The organism is Pyxidicoccus sp. M6 (assembly GCF_055568925.1).
Genome location: NZ_CM145714.1, coordinates 7,365,662 through 7,383,231, shown reverse-complemented (window position 1 = coordinate 7,383,231; position 17,570 = coordinate 7,365,662). Strand labels below are relative to the sequence as shown.

Sequence of the window (17,570 nt, the reverse complement as noted above, 5' to 3'; positions counted from 1 at the left end):
TCGAGGGAGCTACGACATGGACATCAGGACGCTGGCCGCGACATTGCTGCTGCTGGTCGTGGGCGCTGTGAACCTCATCCCCGGCATCGTCGCCCTGCTGCCGGACCGGACGGTAGTCCTGTACGGCATCGGCGTCGACGGTGGCGCCATGGCCCTGCTGATGCGCCACCGGGCCATGCTGCTCGCATGTGTCGGCCTGGGCCTGGGGGCCGCTGCCTTCGCTCCCTCCATGCGGCTTCCGGCACTGGCCTTCGCCGTCATCAGCAAGCTGAGCTTCCTGGGGCTGTACCTGATGACTCCCGGGCTCACCCCGGAGCTCCGACGGGTGGCGGCGACGGACGTCGCGGCACTGGCGCTGCTGGCCATCGCCGCGCTGCTGGACAACCCAGTGCCCGAGCCCCAGTCCACCGGAGTGCCGTGAGTCGACCGCGCGCCTTGGTTACCCGATAGAGGGCACGGACAGGGCCCGCATCAGGGTCCGCACGCCGCGCCACCGAGTGCGGTGGTGAGGTGGGTCCGCGCGAAGTAGGCGAAGCCCGCGACGCGCAGCCCATTGCGGAAGGTGCGGTCATCGGCGCGGTACGCATCGAGCACCGTGGTCTCCGCGAGCTCAAGCGCATCCGTGTAGCGGTTGTCGGAGAACCAGCGTCCGGAGAAGTCGCACTCGGCCGAGAAGATGGGCCACACCTGGACGGGGCGGCCCCACTCGCGCGAGAGGGATTCGAGGCGTGTCACGAGGTACGGATACGCATTGGCGGGCGTCGCCACGTAGGCGTGAAGGAAGACGACGTCGACCAGCTCGCGCAGGCTGCGCGCCTCCTCCGCGGAGAACCAGCCCACGTACGTCGCCGCCAGGAGGCCCTTCTCATCGGCGAGGGTCCGGACATGGGCGAGCAGGCGGAGGTAGTCGCCCCAGCGCAGGTCGGCGGACGTCGTTCCGTTCCAGAACTCGTGCTCCGTCAGCAGTCCGTCGAACCGCGCAGTGCCCGGAGTCGCGGAGTCGTCGAGGTAGGAGCGGACGGTGGAGACGTTGGCCGGCGTCGAGACGATGGCGAAGACGCGTGAGATGCCCGCCGCATGGGCCCGGGTGATGAACGCGCGCAGCGCCGCTGTCCGGGTGGCATTCCCCAGAATCTGGTTGAGGCGGTAGATGCCGAGCTGGTTGATACGGTGTGCGGCGACGAAGCTCCAGAACGCATCCTGGGTGGCCTGCGGCGAGTCGAGCAGCGTGTCCGTCTGGTCCACATAGAGGAACCGGGGACGCTCGACGACGTTGAGGGTCCACGCGGCGGGGCCGCTGTAGTTGCCGGAGCGGTCGAAGGCCTGGGCCTCCACGCGGAACGTTCCCAGGGTCGGGAAGTTGATGCCGCGCCAGAAGGTGGCGTCGTACTCGGTGGAGCCCGGGAGCGAGGTGCGGTACTGCGCACCGAGATAGCTGCCGCCGAGATACCACTCGGAGCCGTGGAGCCCACCGGCCGGGCTGGTGGCCCGCGCGGAGAAGCCGACGCGCTCACCCCGGTGCAGGGTGGCGGTTGCGGCAGATGTAGGGCCGACGCGCTCCAGCAGGAGCTGTGCGTGGCCCCAAAGCGGCGTGAGCAGGGCGAGGACCGCGAGCGTGGCCTGGACGACGTGACGCGTGCGCATGGTGGGCTCCGGGTGGTACCTGGGTAACGCCGGAGCGTATGCCACCTGCTCGCGCTTGGAGTCCGTTCCAGGGCCGGCCCGCCCGGCCGCCCGCGCACGTAGCGAGGGGACCGGAGCAGCGCCGCCGCTCTTCACGGACGCTCGCGCTCTCCCTTCGGGAAGTCCTGAACCGTCACGTTGAAGGAGAAGGCCTCCTGCACGGTGCGGCGCTCCGCCTGTTGCCGCACCAGGAGCGTGTGGCCGCCGATGCCCAGCACCGGGGAGATGGAGACGGTGAAGCCACCGCGCTCATCGGGGCGCGGCGGCTTGTCGAGTTGGACCTTCTGTCCGTCGAGGAGGATTTCCAGCGGCACGTCCGGCGCGAAACCCTGGCCCCGGATGACGATGGGGCCCGCCGTGCCCACCGGAACGCCCCCGAGCCCCGCGCGCGCGAGGTCGACCTGGATGCGCGGTGGCTCGGCCTCTCGCTGCGGGAGCTGCTGCACGCTGACGTCCTCGCGGGCCAGCACGATGCCCTTGGGCAGGTCCTGGTCCACCAGCAGTCCCTTGGCCTGCACCTTGCCCTCGCGCAGCAGGGCTGTGAGCTCCTCGTCCCCGGCGAAGTTTCCGCTCTCCTCTCGAACCGCCCCCTTGGCCGTGGTGACGCGGAACGGTGCTTCCACCTCCTTGCCTTGCCACGTGAAGCCTCTCAGCTTCCCGCCGCTGATGCGCACCTCCTCGATGCGGCCGCTCTGCGCGTTGACGGCGTAGTCGAGGATGCGGCCACCCTCCATCAGGAACCAATTACAGACGGGACAGGCGTCCGGGTTCTTGATCTGCCGGATGGGGATGTACACGCCCATCCAGCGAATCACCGGCTCCTCCGCGACGATGATGGGTGGGGGGAGGTGGATGCTCTTGCAGTCGGAATCAATCCGCCACAGGCCCCGGCCGTAGGACGAGGCGATGGCCTTTCCCTCCTCGGGGAAGAAGAAGGTGGACACGTTGGGGACGACTTCCGAGCCGGACACCTTGTGCCAGCTCGCGCCGTTGTCGAGCGACTCGAAGATGCCCGCCTGCAGCGTGCCCACGAGCACATGGCCCGGGCACACCGGGTTGAAGCCGACGGTGGTGAGCTGGGTGAAGGGGCCCTGACGGAACCTGAGACTGCCCCCTTCCGTAATCAACGAAGTGAGCGCCGCGTCCGGAGTCCACGTCATGCCTCCGTTGGTCGAGGTCTTCACCACGTCATCGATGATGTCGGGGACGATGAGGTGGTTGGGGTTCCGCGGGTTGACGCCAAAGGGTTTGTACCAGGCGAACATCGTCGCGAAGATTCCGAGGCTGCCGAACCCCGTTACGTCAGAGAGGACGGGAGCGCCCGAGGCCGTCACGTCGACGATGCGCTTGATGCCGACCATCTCCTGTCCGTCCGGGGTGCTGCCGGGCCTCCGGACCGCCGTGAAGACGATGGGGGCCGTGCTGCCGCCCGCCGTCTTCGAGAGGTCCCGGACCTCCTCCGGGAAGCCGTAGCGCGGCGCCCACGTGGTGCCGTTGTCCGGCGTCAGGTTGAAGATGCTGGCCGGCACTCCCGTCACCGCGGTGTTCTGGATGTAGTAGCCGGGCTTCAACAGCCGAGGGTTGCCGGCGTCGTTCGGCGGATTCGGAAAGCCCGTCGCCCCCGCCAGTACGGGGCCGGAGGTGAAGTTGCCGCAGCCCGCGCACGTCACTCCCGTCAGCCGGGTGTCGGCGACGGGCAGCGGCTCCCTCCAGACGTTCAGGAAGAAGCCCTCGCAGCAGATCCTCCCGGACCAGGTGGTGCCGTTGTCACTGGACGCCCAGATGTCATTGTCCTGGGTCGCGAAGTACAGGTCCGTGTCGGGGCCGCTCGAGGCCACCTGTCCCGTCACCTCCGTAATCTGCAGCGCCGCGTAGCCCTTGCCCGCGGCCCCGGTGAAGGTCCACGTGAGCCCACCGTCCGTCGTCTTGTGGAGCCCACCGTCCGTCGCCAGCAGCAGCGGCGTGCTCCGGTCCGTGTCGAAGCCCAGGTCCGCATGGTCGCAGTGGTCCACGGTGAGCGTCGCCCATGTGGCAATCGAAGGCGTGGCGCCGTGGGTCACCTGCACGCGCTGGAAGGAGCAGCCCCCACTCGCGAAGTACAGCGTGTAGTGGCTTCCATCCGGTGACTGCGTCGCCTTCACGAACGGCGGCCGGTTGATGCCTCCGACGTCCAGCACGCTGGACCACGAGGCGCCATTGTCCGTGGAGCGGTAGAGCGCGATGTTGCCGTCCCACCGCGACGCCGCGGCATTCCAGGTCCAGTGGTTGAATGCCCAGTACAGGTGGTTGGTGTTCAGCGGGGAGACAGCCAGCTGGTTGTGCACGCCCTTGACGATGGTGGCCGGAAGCCCCGCGTTGGAGAGGGACCAGGAGCCGCCGCCATTCGTGGAGACCTTCACTCCCGCGTCGGTGAGGATCTTGAGCTGGTTCGCCGCCGGGGCCAGGACCGCGAACGTCCGGTCATTGTCATAGCCCGGCGCGGGAGGCAGGTGCTGCCAGGTGGCGCCCAGGTCATCGCTGAAGGCCACTCCGCAGCTCGTTCCCGCCCAGGCCCTGCCGGACGTCGGCTCCACCGCGAGGGAATAGGCGGTGAGGTTGTTGGTGCATTCGGCCGTGGGAGGCGTCATCGCCGCCTTGCTCCAGCTTCCACCGCCGTCGGTGCTCCGCCAGACGCCGCCGCCGCTGACGGTCCGCATGTCCGCCTGGGCCGTGGCGAGGACGATGTCCGGGTTGGCGGGCAGGTAGAGCAGGTCCGTGAAGCCGAACGTGGTGCTCCCGCTGACATGCGTCCAGTCGGTGCCCCGGTTCGTGCTTCGGAAGAGGCCACCACTCTCCGAGGCGACGACCATGCGGTCCGCGTTGGTGGGGTGGATGGCGACGGAGACAGCCCTTCCTCCGTTGGGGATGTTCACCTGCATCAGGTGAAGCGGTCCACAGCCGGTGAGGGCGAGCACCGCCAGCATCGGCAGAATGCGCCAATGGGCGCCAGGCTTCCTGACAGACATGACGAGCCTCCTGGATGAGCACTTCGGCACGCGCCGGCCGCGGCGGGGGCTGAGAATCCAGGAGGGCCATGACACGCATGGGCGCGTGTCGGATCTCGACGCCCGCGGCGAGCGGGGTCAATCCGGGCAGGAGGCTGTGTCTGTCTTTGGACAGCGGGCCGCCCCTCGGTGCGCGGCAGTCGAGCGACGCTCAGCCCTTCTCGACGTTGTGGAAGTCCCGGCAGGGCTCCTTCAACCCGAGGTAGTAGGGGAGCAGCTTCACGTTCATCACGATGCGCTCCCACCAGCGCGCGGCCAGGCTCTTGCGCGGGGCAGGCGGCAGGGCGGCGGCTGCCTCCGCGAGGTCGAGGTAGTGCGTCTGCGTCGGGCCGATGCCCTCGAAGTCGTGAAGGAGGGAGCGCACGGACTGGCTGAGGGCTGGCTCCAGGTTCCGCAGCAGCTCGTCCGTCATCAGCAGGTACTCCCGGGCGGGCACCTCGTTCTTCAACATGCGGTGCACGAGGATGACGTCCAAGCCCGCCAGCTCCGTGTGGCGCTTCACCTTCTGGAAGGCGACCTCTCCCACGTGGGCGACGAACTTGAGGTTGAGGCTGTCGACCCCCATGCACCCGTGACAGGAGCACAGCCGGTTGATCGCAATCTCCTGCTGCCGGGCCAGGAACGCGCGGCGGATGCCCGCCACCGTGCGCCCCACGGAGGTGAGCTGCGCCTCGCTCTCGAGCGGGCTGTAGAGGAACGCGGCGTCCCCCTCCAGCTTCGCCAGCTTGAGCGGCCTGGACGCGTCGATGACGGCCTCGAGCAGCGCCGCCACCATCTCCTGCGCGTGGGCGAGCGACATGCGGTGGGTCCGCATGAAGCGGGTGTATCCACCGATGTCCGCGATGAGCAGGATGGAGCGCTGGATGGCCATGCCCCCAGGTTAGCGGTTTCTGGGCTTCAACAGGGGGCTGCTTCCGGAAGGCAAAAAAGCCAAGAATGGCAGACATGAACATCCCCGGAGGCGCCATGCGGAAGTCCAGGTCCGCCGTACTCACGCTGTTCATCGCACTCGCACTCGCACCCGCGCTGGCCCTGGCGGGCCAGAGCGCCTCCACCCGCTGGGCGGCGAGCCGGGGCGACTTCCTCTCATGGCAGCTCAGCGGCGTGAGCAGGGCGGCCGATGGCACCCTGCAGCTCCTCCCGGGCCAGGCCTGGGCCGGCACTGACCCCTACGGGCCGGGCGGCTACTACGGGGGCACGTATTACAACGGCGGCTCGTTCGTTCAGGGCGAGGCCACCAGCCCCATCATCAGCAGCGCCTTCGGCTTCCGCGAGGCCATTGCCTCCTGGGAGGCGGCGACTCCCGCGGGCACCTGGGTGGAGACCTTCATCCGCGTGCAGGTGAGCGGCACCTGGACGAAGTGGTTCAGCCTGGGCGTATGGGCCTCGGACGTCTCCACGGTGCGGCGACACTCGGTGGACTCCCAGGCGGACAGCGTGGCGAAGGTCTCCATCGACACGCTGCTCGTCACCGCCAAGAAGTCGGCCGCGAGCGCATGGCAGGTGAAGACGCGCCTGTTCAGGGGCAAGGGGGAGCTGGCCGGTGCCCGCGTTGTAGTGGCGCCCACCGGCGTCAGGAGGCGTGGGGCGTCAGGTAGGACGCGGCATTGCGGAGCCCCAGGCCGTCATACGAGCCCAGCGCGTTGCCGAGCTCCCGCAGGTAATACACCCACTGCTGCTCGCGGTTGAGCCCCGGGGGAATCTTGATGCCCGCGGTGTTGTTGGGGAACCCGTTCACCGCGTTGGCGAAGCGCTGCAACGCCCACGAGCTGCCCGTGTCGTTGGGATTGCCCGTCTGGCCAATGGCGACGAGCATCTTGTAGCGCTGGTCGGGCGTCAGCCCGAAGTCGTCCGCCACCTTGTTGAGCTGCTGCAGCGCCCCGGTGCTCCCGAAGAACTCGGGGAAGGTCGTCCCGAGCTGGAGCACCTGGTCGCGCGACCAGCCCGTCGTCTTCACGAGCTCGTCGACCTGCTCCGGCGTCGTGTACTTCGCCAGGTTCATCAGTTGGTCCACGTTGGCGCCAATCTTCCCCAGCACGGTGCGCTGGTCCTGGCGGAGCTGCTCCTGCCGCTCGAACTCCTGGCGCGCCACGATGCCCGCGCTCACCAGCTCGCCGATGATGTACACGGCCGCGCCGACGGCGGCGAGCGGGATGCCCACGCCCGTGGAGCCCGCGGCAATCATCAGGCCGCCCGCCAGCCCCATGAGGTCTCCGGCGATGGAGAGCCCCGTGCCGGCGTTGCCCTGGCCGGCGCGGATTTCATTGGCCTGCACGAAGATGTCGAGCGCCGCGGCGATGGCGCCGAAGCCACCCGCCACGCGTCCGGCCACCGTCGCCACGCCGCCCGCGCGGTTCGCCGCCGTCAGCGCCGAGCTGACCGCGCTGGTGAACTGCTGGCCGGTGAAGGCCGCGGCCCAGGCGGTGCCCAGCGCGTCGCCGTTGTCCGCCGAGTGCTTGAGCTGCGCCAGACCGATGAAGACGCCCGCCGCGGCGAACGCCCCCGACCACTTCGGCGACGAGCCCGCCTCCAGCGCGGCCAGCGTCTTCAGTCCGCCCTGCGTGTTGCCGGCGACGAGCTGGCGAAGCCCCCGCAGCCCCTCCTGCCAGTTCTTCGGCAGGTTGCTGGCGCGCAGGTCCACCGCGGCCCCGCCGGCCTGCTGGCCCAGGTAGGCATTCGTCAGCACGGACTGCAGGTGGTCCACGGCCTGCGACGCCGTGGCGTTGGGGTTCTTCTCCATGTAGCTGGCCAGCGAGCCCGACATCGCATTCGAGCGGACGGTGGCCATGTCCATGGCGCTCGTGAAGGGCGCGAAGGCCGAGCCGGGCTGCTCCATCTTCGCCGCCCAGGCCAGCGCCGTGTCCGCGTGCGGAGACTGCGCCACGGCGGCATAGGCGGCGTACACCACCTGCGCGTGCGCCGTGCCCTCGGGGCCCCGGAGTCCCTGCTCCAGCAGGGGCTCGTTGCGCTTCAGCACGTCGTTGAGGGCCTTCGCCTTGGCGTCGAAGCCGGCGTACTCGCTCGCGTGGAGCTTCCGGTACTCGGAGATGTAGTTCTTCTGCTGCGCCTCGGTGAGGTAGGGCCCGAACGAGGCGATGTCCGACGCGAGCTGCTTCTCCAGCGCCTCACGCTGCTCCAGCGCGGCCGAGTACGCCTGCTCGGCCGAGTGCACCTCCGCCACCGCGGTGTCGATGCGGGCGTTGGTGGCCGCGCCGGTGGACCCCAGGTACGAGACGAGCACGTCCCGGTCCGCCTTCAGCAGGTGGCCCCGAGACACCGCGGCGTCGAGCGCCGGCGTCAGCTTCCCGGGGCTGGCCTGCCCGGCTACGGCTTCCAATGCGCTGCCGGACACGCGGGTGGTGCCCACCGAGGAGATGGAGGGCGGACGCGGCGGCGGGTTGGGCACGGCCTCTTGAATCTCGTAGGCGAAGTTGCTCGCCAGCGCGTTGTCGAGCGTGCTGGCCGGTGTCGCCTGGAGCAGGTCGATGATCTGCGCCTGCACCTTCGGGTCGCCCGCGGCCTTCTCGAGCGCGAAGTTGGCGGCCCCGGTGAGCGAGCGCGAGTCGCGGTAGCCCTGCATGAGCAGGTTCCACGCCTGGCTCACGTTCACCGTCGGCGCGCTGTCGGCGACCTGCATCGCGGCCAGCGCCGGGTCCACGCCCGCGCGGGCGAGCGCAGCCTGGCGCTCGGCGGAGCCCGGCGGCGCGGAGAGGATGCGGTGCATGGCCGGGCCCGACACCGTCCCCGCGACGCTGTAGCGGCCGTCCGCGTTGAAGGCCTCGAGGCTGGGGTAGCTGCGCCCGGTGCTGGGGTCGAAGATGCCGCTGCCCTGACGGATGACGGCGTGTCCCGCCTGTCCCTCCGCGCCCGGGCGGTTGTCGCTCAGTATCAGCACCTCGGAGCGCGCGCGAAGCTCCGGTGACGCCAGTGCGAGCCAGTCACCCACCTTGTCCAGGCAGTTGGCCTCGCCGTCGCGGATGTCCTCGGTGAGCAGGTTGGACGCCGCGGGCTCGGCGGCGGGCGGCGGAGGAGGTGCCCCCGTCAGCTCCAACCGGCGCGCGGGCCTGGGCTGCACGAAGGTATCCGGAGGCGGCTCGGGAGGCGGCGGCGGGGGAGGGGGCGGCTTGAATTCGACCTCCCGCTTGTTTTCGGCTTCCTGAGTGTTGTCGGACTCAGTGGACCTGCTGACGGATGACGAAGAAACGCTGGAGATGCCGCTCATGACACTGTCCCCGGTGTGGTGCCGGCCAGGAGCGGACTGCGTGTTTCCCCCTCACCCCTGACCTGCTGATGGAGTTATCGACGTCCTGCCCGCATGTGTTGCGAGGCAGGAATTCGTCTCAGGTCAAACGACAAGTACCGGGTTTTGCGCGTATTGGAGTGCGCTCCGCCAGTGAGATGGCGCAGGACTGACGGAGGACACCGAGCCACGACCGCGCGGGTCAGCGCTGCCGGTCCTGCATGGTGCGTGCGGCGATGCGGTCCACCACGCCCGGGACCACCAGCTTGAGGAACTGGGCCACGCGGGCCTTGGCGGTCATCACCACCTCGCGCTCGCGCCGCTCCATGGCGCGCAGGATGATGGCCACGCAGGTGTCCACGTCCATGTTGCCCTCGCTCTCGTCGTGCTTGCTCTGCCGCAGGGGCTGGCCGTCCGCGCCCAGCGCGCTGGCGCGGATGTCGGTGGCGACGAAGCCAGGGCAGATGACCGTCACGTCCACGCCGGTACCACGCAGCTCGATGCGCAGCGAATCGAAGAAGCCGTGCATGGCGTGCTTGCTGCCCGCATAGCCGCTGCGGCCGGGCACCCCCGTCTTGCCCGTGAGCGATGAGACGGCCACCACGAGCCCGCGCCGGGCCTTGAGGTGGGGCAGTGCGTGGTAGGTGCAGTACACCGCGCCCAGGTAGTTGATGCGCATCAGCCGCTCGAAGAGGGAGAGGTCCTTCACCTCATCCACGCGCGCATCCATCGTCAGGCCCGCGTTGTTGACGAGCACGTCGATGCCTCCGAAGGCTTCCACCGCGCGGTCCACCATGCAGCGGCAGGCCTCCGCGTCGCCCACGTCCGTGGGAACCACCACCGCGCGCCCGCCCGCCGACTCGCAGCGGGCCTTCACGCGTTGGAGCGCCTCCTCGTTGCGCGCCGCCAGCACCAGGTTGGCGCCGCGTACGGCCAGCGCTACCGCCAGCGCCTCGCCAATGCCCGCCGAGGCGCCCGTGATGACAATTGTTTTCCCTTGCATGGGGCGCATTGTCGTCTCCAGCGCCTGTTCCGTCGAGCGTCAGGCGTCGAGCAGTGGGCCTCTGAAGACGATGGCGCCTGGGAGGGGCCGGTAGCCCATCACCTCGTTGAGATGGCGGATGGGAGCGTTCTCGACGACGTTCTCGGTCACCATGCGCTCGAAGCCCGCGTGGATGGCGCCAGCGACCTGCGCCCGCTTGAGCGCGCTGGCGATGCCCCTTCCGCGCCAGGCGCGCTTGACGCCGGTGAGGCTGTGGAAGGCGACGCCACGCTGGCCGCGCTGGAGCACCGCGTAGCCCACCACCTCATTGTCGTGGAGCGCGACGAAGGTCAGGTCCGGCGTGTGGATGGGCCGGTCGATGTCGGAGGCACGCCACTCCTCGAAGGTGCCCACTTCCTCCGGCGGGTCGACGGGCATGTCGGGGACGGCCTCGAGCGCCACCTGGTACATGCCCGGCAGCAGTTCGTCCCGGCCTGTGCGCGGGATGATTCGCACGCCCTCCGGGGGCCGCACCTCGGGGGCGGAGATTCCCGCCAGCTCCAGGACGAGCTCGGTGTGCCGGAAGGCTTCCCTGTAGCCTCGCTGGACGAGGTAGCGCAGCGCGTCCTCCTGGGATGCGTAGGCCTCTACCTCCAGCTCCGTCAGGCCGAGCCCATGCGCGTGGACGGACAGCGCACGGTACAGCGCGGAGCCCAGCCCCCGCCGCCGATGCTCGCGGCGCACCCAGACGCCGGCCACCGCGCACGTCCCACCACTTCCAGATGTGGGCGGCTCGATGAACGCGGCACCCACGGGGGCGCCGTCCAGCTTCAGCACGTAGTCCACGCGCCCCATCGTCGCCGTGCGCAGGTAGCGCGCATCCTCGAACGAGGGCACGCCCCACACGTCCGCGGCATCCACCACTGACACCCATTGCCGTAGGGCCGCATCATCCCGCACGACCTCGATTGTGTGCTGCCCCATTTCTCCTCCTTCTGTGTGAACGCGACGGCATTGCTTCTATCAATGACCGCCGCGCCCGCAGCGGGGCTCCCTCGTTCGTGTGGCTTGCCACGATTGACAACGAACTACATACGTCATTGCGCTACGACAACGTCCTGGAACCTGCGCTTGCGCGTTGACGACACCCGGTACCAAGAGAGCGCTGCTGATTCCTGTACGACTCCTCGTTGCCGCCACACGTACCGAGGCGATGGAGCTGCTCACGCTCCCCACTCTGGAGATTGCGCTGACATGTGACGATGCAGCGAGTAGGCTCGCCGCGCACGTCGAACGCACTTCCTCCTCGCGGAGCAATCCATGAAGCCTGGCCAACTGTATCCGGCACGCCTGCCCCAAGGTACTCGGGTCGGGCCATGGCATGTGCTGGAACGACGAGGCTGGGGCGCTTATGGCGCCGTCTACCGCGCCCTCGGGGTGGAGAGAGTCCTCGGGCCCGTGGCGCTCAAGCTGGCCTTGTACCCCGGAGATGCACGCTTCGCGCGAGAGGTGGAGCTGCTCTCTCGCCTCCGGCACCCGCGCATCCCTCGCCTCGTGGATCATGGAACCTGGCTGCAACCGGGAGGCATTGCTCACCCCTACCTCGCGATGGAGTGGATCGAGGGCCTGCCGCTGTATGAATGGGCGCGAGTGCAGCGGCCCACGTCGCGGCAGGTGCTCCGCGCTCTTGGCAGCCTCGCGCGGGCACTGGAGGCCACGCATGCCGCGGGCGGCGTCCACCGGGATGTGAAAGGGGACAATGTGCTCGTGAGCGCCGCGGACGGCCGGGTCTTCCTGACCGACTTCGGCTCCGGGCATTACGTGGGAGCAGCAACGCTGACGTCGCCACCGTTTCCTCCCGGGACGCCCCCCTACCGTTCGCCCGAGGCGTGGGGCTCCATTCGCATCCCCTTTGAGCCGACAGCCAGTCCCTATGCCCCCGGCCCGGGGGATGATGTCTTCGCACTGGGGATGACCGCCTACCGGCTGGTGACCGACGAGTACCCTCCCACGCCGGCACTGCCGGGCGAGACAGCCCATATCTGGGGCCCGGAGGGGACGGGCCCACGGCCTCCACACCTCGTCAACGTCCGCTGCTGCGCGGAGCTGAGCGAGCTCGTGTCGAGAATGCTCTTGGTGAGTCCCGAGGCGAGGGGAAGTGCCCGCGAGTTGGCCGAGGCTCTGGAGCAGACCGCGAGAAGAGCGGGGCCGGAGGCGGATGTGCCGCTCTTCGCCCAGGGGGAGTCCGAGCCCGTGGAGGCAAGGGGCGCCGGGCGGCCTGTTATGCATCGGAAGCAAGGGGGCAGCTGGCTGACCGCGGCCAGCCTGGGAGGTGCCGTGGCGATTGGAGCCGGGTGGATGCTGAGCACGCATCCCGGTGAGGGCACCCAGCAGGTACAGGCGTCAGCATTTGAGGAGGCGAAGGATGGCGGCACCGCGGCCGTCGGAGACGGCGCACTGACCGTCTCGATGGCTCCCGTTCGGGCCCCGTCGGCTTGGGCTGCCGTCTCTGTGGAGATACCGCCCAAGCCCCTCCCTGGACAGGCACGGGCAGATGCCGCGGGCCGCTGTCCCGGCAGGGCACTGATTCCCATCAACGGTGGATGCTGGACGAAGCTGGCCGTGAGCCTGGAGGACTGTGACGCGAACTTGAACTTCTACGTTTACAAAGGTGCGTGTTACGGCCCTGTCTTCCGACCGGCGCGCCCTCCCACTTCGGGGCCCTCGGAGCCGTCTGGGGGCGATGCCCCATAGCTAGCTCACCTCGGCCATCCGGCCTCGCGCACGTTCGACCCGGACCAGCAGCTCCGGGTCCGCAAGCCGCTTCGCGATGGCCGCGGCCCTGGCCAGCGTGCCCTCATGGTCCGGTGCGCCCTGGATGCGAGCAACCATCAGCAGGCCCATCACCCGCAGACGCACGTACCCGCCATCGCCCGCATGTTCGACGGCCCGCTGCGCCATCCAGAGTGCCTCGTCCCGAGCGCCCTGACGATGGAGGCCGAACGCCACTCCTGCATCCCGGCGATAGCTGGCGAAGGGATGCACGTCTTCGGTCGGCAGCGAGCGATACAGCGCGAGCGCTCGGGCGGAATCACCCCGCCGGTTGGCATCGAAGGCCTCGTGGTCGAGGACCTCACCGTCTCGGGGCACATGGGTTCACCCTACGGGTGCGTCTGGGACGACTTCGCGATACGCCAGCAACCCGAGGCCGCTGCCCGGCTCTCCGCCGCCGCGGCAGCGCTCCCCGAGGAACTGCGAGCACGGCTGCCAGCGCGGCCGGCTGGCGAGGAGCGGGCCCGGTGGTACCGCGGCACCTTCCACGTCAACCTCCCGGACGCCCCGGATGGCCATGCCGTGGTGGAGTTCGTGGACGGACGTGTGCGATTGGAGACGTCGTCCGCCGGCCTCCCGCTGCGCGCGTGACGGGTCCTGCTACCCGGGCGGGAGCGGGGCCGGGTCGTGGAGCTTCAGGACGTACAGGAGGTCCTGCTCGGTGCGCCCACGTCCGAGGACGAGTCCGTCCCGCAGGATGAGGGTTTCCTCCATCGTGTCGTGGAAGTGGACCCAGGGCGTGAGCTCCAGCCGCCGGTGGAACGCGACGGGTTCGTCTCCCAGCGTCTCCCAATACCGCCGGCGCACGACATCCTCGGGCGTCGCGCCGCCGTTCAGCGCGACATGCAGCGCGCCCGTGTGGAGGTCGAAGATGCGCGTGCGCATGTCGTTGGCCTGCGTGACGATGACTCCGTCACCGACGGCCACAGAGAAGGCCAGGGAGGGGTGGGGGAGGTCATGCAGGAGCCCGCCCGTGCGCGTGTCGAAGACACGCACCCGATGGTCCTGGCAACACGCCGCCACGATGGCGCCATTCGCGGAGAGGCCCAGGCCGATGACCGGCGACTCCGACACGTGGAGCTTCCGGTGTGAGCCCTTGGGCAAATCGAAGAGCAGGAGGTCTCCGGAGTGTTGTCCCACGGCGATGCAGGGCGCCTGGGCCGCCGCGGCGTAGGCCGGCTCGGGGTGCACGAGCGCCTGGGTGTCGATGGCCACCGTCCCGCTTCGCACCTCATGCAGCAACATGCGCGAGCTGCCTTCGTAGGCCGACACGACGAAGCCGCCATCCGGCGTGAAGTCCACCATCGCCGCGGGCTCGCGTGGGGCTCGCAGCGTGTGGAGCAGGACCCCGTCGGAGACGCGCCAGACATGGACCGCGCCTTTCAGGAGGGACGCGGCGAGGAGCTGGCCATCGGGAGAGATGGCCATGGGCAGCGTGCTCGTGATGCCGCCCTTGTCCCCGGGAGGGATGTCCTTCGGCGGGGCCGACAGGACGCGCACGGGCTCGCGGCTTCGCGCGTCGATGAGCTGGATGCCCGGCCGGTAGGGCCGCTCGCCCAGATGCATCAGGGGGCACGCCAGGATGGCGCCATCCGGACTGAGCCGCCATGGCTGCAAGGGGGCTTCCCGATACTCTTGCGGCAAGGTGTCCGCGCGCCCCTCCGAATCGATGCTCCAGGTCGCCTCCTTCAGCCGTGCGACGCCACGCGCCCCTTCGGCGTGCCCCCACAGGCTCCGCACGCGGTCCTGCTCGGCCAGCAGCGTGGGGGAGGGGACCGCGTCCACGTCGCCGACGAGCAGCCTTCCGTCCGCCGCCGTCAGGGCGAAGCGCTTCCCATCCGGGTGGAAGGCCGCGCCGCGCTGGCGTCCATCGCTCAGATAGGAGCGGGTGGCCAGCACGTCGCCGCTCCGGGCGTCCAGGACTTCCGCGCGGTTGAAGGTGAGTGCGCCCAGCCTCGAGTTGCCGATCCAGGAGACGTGCGAGTAGGGGGCTTGTCCGCACTCGCCGGGCATGCGCTTCCAATCCCGCGTCTCCACCCGGACGATGCCGTCCAGGTCGCTCAGCGCGAGCCATTCCCCGTCCGGGCTGAAGGCCACCGAGGACACGTGGGTCTGGGTGGGGATTCGGGCAACCTGCGCGCCTGTCTCCAGGTCCCAGATGCGCGCGGTGTTGTCCGATGCCCCCGAGGCCAGCCAGCGGCCCGACGGATGGAAGGCCACGCTCAGCACGGACTGCTCATGCCCCTTGAGTGTGCGGACCACCTGGCCCGTGGCCACGTCGAACAGCCGGACGCGCCACCCGAGGTTCGCGGTGGCGAGCCACCTGCCATCCGGGCTGAAGGCCACCGAGGTCACCTGTCCCTCCTGGCCCGTCAACGCGTGCAGGAGGGCGCCCGTTTCGACATCCCAGATGCGTGCGTCGTGGTCTCGGGAGCCAGACGCCAGCCGCGTGCCATCAGGGCTCCACGCGACGCTCCGCACCTCGCCCTCATGTCCCTCCATCGTCTGGAGGCGCGTCCCGGTGGCCACGTCCCAGACGTGCACGTTCTCCGAGTCCTCCCACGTCCCCGTCGCCAGCCACGCCCCGGAGGGGCTGTAGGCGGTGCACAGCACCTGGGCGCCGTGCGAGAAGAACTGGTCGTTGCCCTCCAGCGGCCCGGGGAGGGGTCGCAGGGACTCCACCCACGCCGCGTCACCCCGGGCCTCCCATTGCCGGCGCCAGTGGTTCGCGAGCTGCCACACCTGGGCCTGCGGGTCGCTCCAGGGGCCCATGGAGCCGGGGACGAAATGCTCCGCGGCATCGGGCGCATCGAACCAGCGCAGGCGGTTGTAGAGGCACTGGAAGAGTGACTCCGGATGCGCGCGCAGGAACTCCGCGTCGAGCGAGAGGGCTCGCTGGATGACGCGAACCGTCCTGGTTCCCAGCGGGTCGAGCGCGGCCTGGAGCGCGTCCAGCCCCTGCTCCTTCAAGAGCCGCTCGAGGGTGGAGAAGTCAGCGAGGGAGGAGAGGGTCAGGGCTTCGTCGGTCATGAGCGGCGCGGGGTGTCAGGCGCGAGGCTACATCGTGGGCCGTCACGCGTGGGAGGGTGCGGCGACCGCCAGAGTAGCGTTCCGCGCTACAGCCGGGTGGGGTTCCGTGACTGAAACGGACACATTCCGAGCTCAAATCATATCCCTGCCATGTAACAGCAAAGCGTGTTTTCCAGGCATGCTGTCTTTATTTTCATTGTGTCGCATGGATGATAAATGGCACGGCGCCTGCTTCACGTGAGCGCGCGTCCTGCCGCGCCCGGTCAGGCCGCGCGTTTCATCCCCGCACAAGGACTCACCCCATGACCCATCGTTTCTCACGAGGTCTTCGTGACCTCGTCACGTATTCGTTGCGTTCGCCGTTCCTGCGCTCGCTCGTGTTGGGAGGCCTGATGCTGGCCTCGCCCGCCTGGGCCGGCGACACGGAGGAAGGAGAGAGTGACGCCGCCGCCAGCATCGTCGGCCTGGCGCTGGAAGACGGTGCGCTCACGGTGCGCATCCTGTGGCAGGACCGGGAGGGGATGCCGCCTGAGTCAGCGAAGCTGCTCTCCTACGATGGCAGGGAGAATGTCCTGGCCGCGCAGGAGGTGGAACTGAAGCCTGGCGAGGTGTCGGAGGTGAAGTTGTTCGGCGCGCTGAAGAGGCCCTGGGAGACGGGCTGGGCCCAGAAGCTCATCCTGAAGAACTCGAGGGGCCAGGCGCTGGCCGTCCAGCCCTACGACGTCAACCTGGACTGCCCGAATGAAGATGAATGTGGATTCGCGGTGTCGCCTGGCATCGGCTCCGGTCCGGAAGTCATGCATGTGAGCACCGAGCTGACCCAGGCCCTCGACTTCGTCAAGGCGGAGTACGGGGGAGAGCATGTCGACCTGGTGAAGGCGGTGAGCGAGCATTTCCCCCACCTGCGCGGCGAAGTGCTGGTCTACACCGATCAGGTGGCACAACGGGTTGCCGATGTGATCCAGTGCCGTTGCTTGTGGGAGTCCACGAAGGGCCGCAACCCGGGTGGTGTGGGCCATACCCTGAACGTCCATGACGCCTTGGGCTATGTCTCAGGGTGGAACGGGCCGGGCGCGAAGCACCAGATGACCCTCGTCATCAATCCCCAGGGCAGCACCCAGCAGGGTCGCTTCGCCCTGGCTTCGGGCAGCAGCACGGTGGGGCTCAAGGTGACCTGCTCGCAGTATGTCCCTCGCGGTGTGCGGGACATCAAGGTGCACTTTCCCGACAACAGCGAGGAGGTCTTCCACGCCAAGAGTCTCGATTCCACCAGCTACTGCGACGGGTGTCCGGCGCAATTCACCCATCACGGCCGTATCAGCGCTCGCACGGCCGTCAGCGCCGAGACTACCAACAGTTCCCCCGAGGCGAAGGAGCGCGGCCGTTGGAGTGTGGATACCAATCCACCCGCGCTCGACCTGACCGTCACCGAGACGGGCAGCTTCGACAAGACGGGCTCTGTCAACGTGCCCTACGTCACCTCAAGCATGAACCGTGTCGATTTCGACGGCAAGGTGTCGGCGATGGGAATGAACTCCGCGCTGGTGACCAGCGAGGCGAGGACCGGCTATGCATTGGCCATCCACGGAGAGGTTTACGAGCAATGCCAGGCCGGCGACAACAGGTTCGGGACTGTCTGGGATTATGGCACCACGCAGGGTGGGGCTCAGCTCAACAGCCTGAGGAAATCCATCGGCGCTTTCTTCTTTGATTATTGGAATCTCAAGGTCAATCCGTAGTCTGATGTCTCTGTTCGTAT

13 protein-coding genes are annotated in these 17,570 nt (G+C 68.8%); 4 read left to right on the top strand and 9 right to left on the bottom strand.

What is annotated here, in order from left to right; genetic code table 11:
* Nucleotides 1-16 precede the first annotated feature (16 nt).
* A complete protein-coding gene (locus ACVTJA_RS28995; RefSeq protein ID WP_465824463.1) occupies nucleotides 17-421 on the top strand; it encodes a phosphopantetheine adenylyltransferase in 405 nt (134 codons plus the stop codon).
* A gap of 50 nt (nucleotides 422-471) precedes the next feature.
* Here ACVTJA_RS28995 and ACVTJA_RS28990 read toward each other — a convergent pair whose 3' ends face one another.
* The 7 genes from ACVTJA_RS28990 to ACVTJA_RS28960 form a co-directional block, all read right to left on the bottom strand.
* Nucleotides 472-1,644, bottom strand: coding sequence for a hypothetical protein (locus ACVTJA_RS28990; protein ID WP_465824461.1), 1,173 nt, complete (start codon nucleotides 1,642-1,644; stop codon nucleotides 472-474).
* 131 nt (nucleotides 1,645-1,775) lie between these two features.
* Nucleotides 1,776-4,688, bottom strand: coding sequence for a hypothetical protein (locus ACVTJA_RS28985; protein ID WP_465824459.1), 2,913 nt, complete (start codon nucleotides 4,686-4,688; stop codon nucleotides 1,776-1,778).
* Between the two features lie 190 nt (nucleotides 4,689-4,878).
* Entirely contained in the window at nucleotides 4,879-5,598 is a 720-nt protein-coding gene (locus tag ACVTJA_RS28980) for a DUF2652 domain-containing protein (RefSeq protein ID WP_465824458.1), read from the bottom strand.
* 352 nt (nucleotides 5,599-5,950) lie between these two features.
* Entirely contained in the window at nucleotides 5,951-6,256 is a 306-nt protein-coding gene (locus ACVTJA_RS28975) for a hypothetical protein (RefSeq protein WP_465824455.1), read from the bottom strand.
* 44 nt (nucleotides 6,257-6,300) lie between these two features.
* Nucleotides 6,301-8,802: a hypothetical protein gene (locus tag ACVTJA_RS28970; RefSeq protein ID WP_465824454.1), complete on the bottom strand. Its 2,502-nt coding sequence runs from the start codon at nucleotides 8,800-8,802 to the stop codon at nucleotides 6,301-6,303.
* A 367-nt stretch (nucleotides 8,803-9,169) separates the two neighbouring features.
* Complete coding sequence (locus ACVTJA_RS28965; RefSeq protein ID WP_465824452.1) at nucleotides 9,170-9,979, bottom strand: SDR family oxidoreductase; 810 nt, start codon at nucleotides 9,977-9,979, stop codon at nucleotides 9,170-9,172.
* 30 nt (nucleotides 9,980-10,009) lie between these two features.
* Nucleotides 10,010-10,933, bottom strand: a complete 924-nt coding sequence (locus tag ACVTJA_RS28960; protein WP_465824451.1) for a GNAT family N-acetyltransferase — start codon at nucleotides 10,931-10,933, stop codon at nucleotides 10,010-10,012.
* Between the two features lie 336 nt (nucleotides 10,934-11,269).
* Here ACVTJA_RS28960 and ACVTJA_RS28955 point away from each other — a divergent pair, with 336 nt between their 5' ends.
* The gene (locus ACVTJA_RS28955; RefSeq protein WP_465824450.1) at nucleotides 11,270-12,703 is read left to right on the top strand and encodes a serine/threonine protein kinase; all 1,434 of its coding nucleotides are present in this window, start codon (nucleotides 11,270-11,272) and stop codon (nucleotides 12,701-12,703) included.
* Here ACVTJA_RS28955 and ACVTJA_RS28950 read toward each other — a convergent pair whose 3' ends face one another.
* Nucleotides 12,704-13,099 carry a hypothetical protein gene (locus ACVTJA_RS28950; protein ID WP_465824448.1) on the bottom strand — a complete coding sequence of 132 codons (396 nt, stop codon included), beginning with the start codon at nucleotides 13,097-13,099 and terminating at the stop codon, nucleotides 12,704-12,706.
* Here ACVTJA_RS28950 and ACVTJA_RS28945 point away from each other — a divergent pair, their 5' ends adjacent.
* Nucleotides 13,100-13,372 carry a hypothetical protein gene (locus ACVTJA_RS28945; RefSeq protein ID WP_465824447.1) on the top strand — a complete coding sequence of 91 codons (273 nt, stop codon included), beginning with the start codon at nucleotides 13,100-13,102 and terminating at the stop codon, nucleotides 13,370-13,372.
* A gap of 9 nt (nucleotides 13,373-13,381) precedes the next feature.
* On the opposite strand, the gene ACVTJA_RS28940 is transcribed toward ACVTJA_RS28945, so the two are convergent.
* A complete protein-coding gene (locus ACVTJA_RS28940) occupies nucleotides 13,382-15,811 on the bottom strand; it encodes a WD40 repeat domain-containing protein (RefSeq protein ID WP_465824445.1) in 2,430 nt (809 codons plus the stop codon).
* Between the two features lie 302 nt (nucleotides 15,812-16,113).
* On the opposite strand from ACVTJA_RS28940, the gene ACVTJA_RS28935 reads away from it, so the two are divergent.
* Nucleotides 16,114-17,550 carry a hypothetical protein gene (locus ACVTJA_RS28935; RefSeq protein WP_465824443.1) on the top strand — a complete coding sequence of 479 codons (1,437 nt, stop codon included), beginning with the start codon at nucleotides 16,114-16,116 and terminating at the stop codon, nucleotides 17,548-17,550.
* The last annotated feature ends 20 nt before the right edge of the window (nucleotides 17,551-17,570 follow it).

Excerpts from the sequence above, each read along its gene's own strand:
- ACVTJA_RS28955 (WP_465824450.1), top strand. The coding sequence starts at position 11,270 with ATGAAGCCTGGCCAACTGTATCCGGCACGCCTGCCCCAAGGTACTCGG.
- ACVTJA_RS28960 (WP_465824451.1), bottom strand. The coding sequence starts at position 10,933 with ATGGGGCAGCACACAATCGAGGTCGTGCGGGATGATGCGGCCCTACGG.
- ACVTJA_RS28965 (WP_465824452.1), bottom strand. The coding sequence starts at position 9,979 with ATGCGCCCCATGCAAGGGAAAACAATTGTCATCACGGGCGCCTCGGCG.
- ACVTJA_RS28985 (WP_465824459.1), bottom strand. The coding sequence starts at position 4,688 with ATGTCTGTCAGGAAGCCTGGCGCCCATTGGCGCATTCTGCCGATGCTG.
- ACVTJA_RS28980 (WP_465824458.1), bottom strand. The coding sequence starts at position 5,598 with ATGGCCATCCAGCGCTCCATCCTGCTCATCGCGGACATCGGTGGATAC.
- ACVTJA_RS28935 (WP_465824443.1), top strand. The coding sequence starts at position 16,114 with ATGACCCATCGTTTCTCACGAGGTCTTCGTGACCTCGTCACGTATTCG.
- ACVTJA_RS28990 (WP_465824461.1), bottom strand. The coding sequence starts at position 1,644 with ATGCGCACGCGTCACGTCGTCCAGGCCACGCTCGCGGTCCTCGCCCTG.
- ACVTJA_RS28945 (WP_465824447.1), top strand. The coding sequence starts at position 13,100 with ATGGGTTCACCCTACGGGTGCGTCTGGGACGACTTCGCGATACGCCAG.
- ACVTJA_RS28940 (WP_465824445.1), bottom strand. The coding sequence starts at position 15,811 with ATGACCGACGAAGCCCTGACCCTCTCCTCCCTCGCTGACTTCTCCACC.
- ACVTJA_RS28995 (WP_465824463.1), top strand. The coding sequence starts at position 17 with ATGGACATCAGGACGCTGGCCGCGACATTGCTGCTGCTGGTCGTGGGC.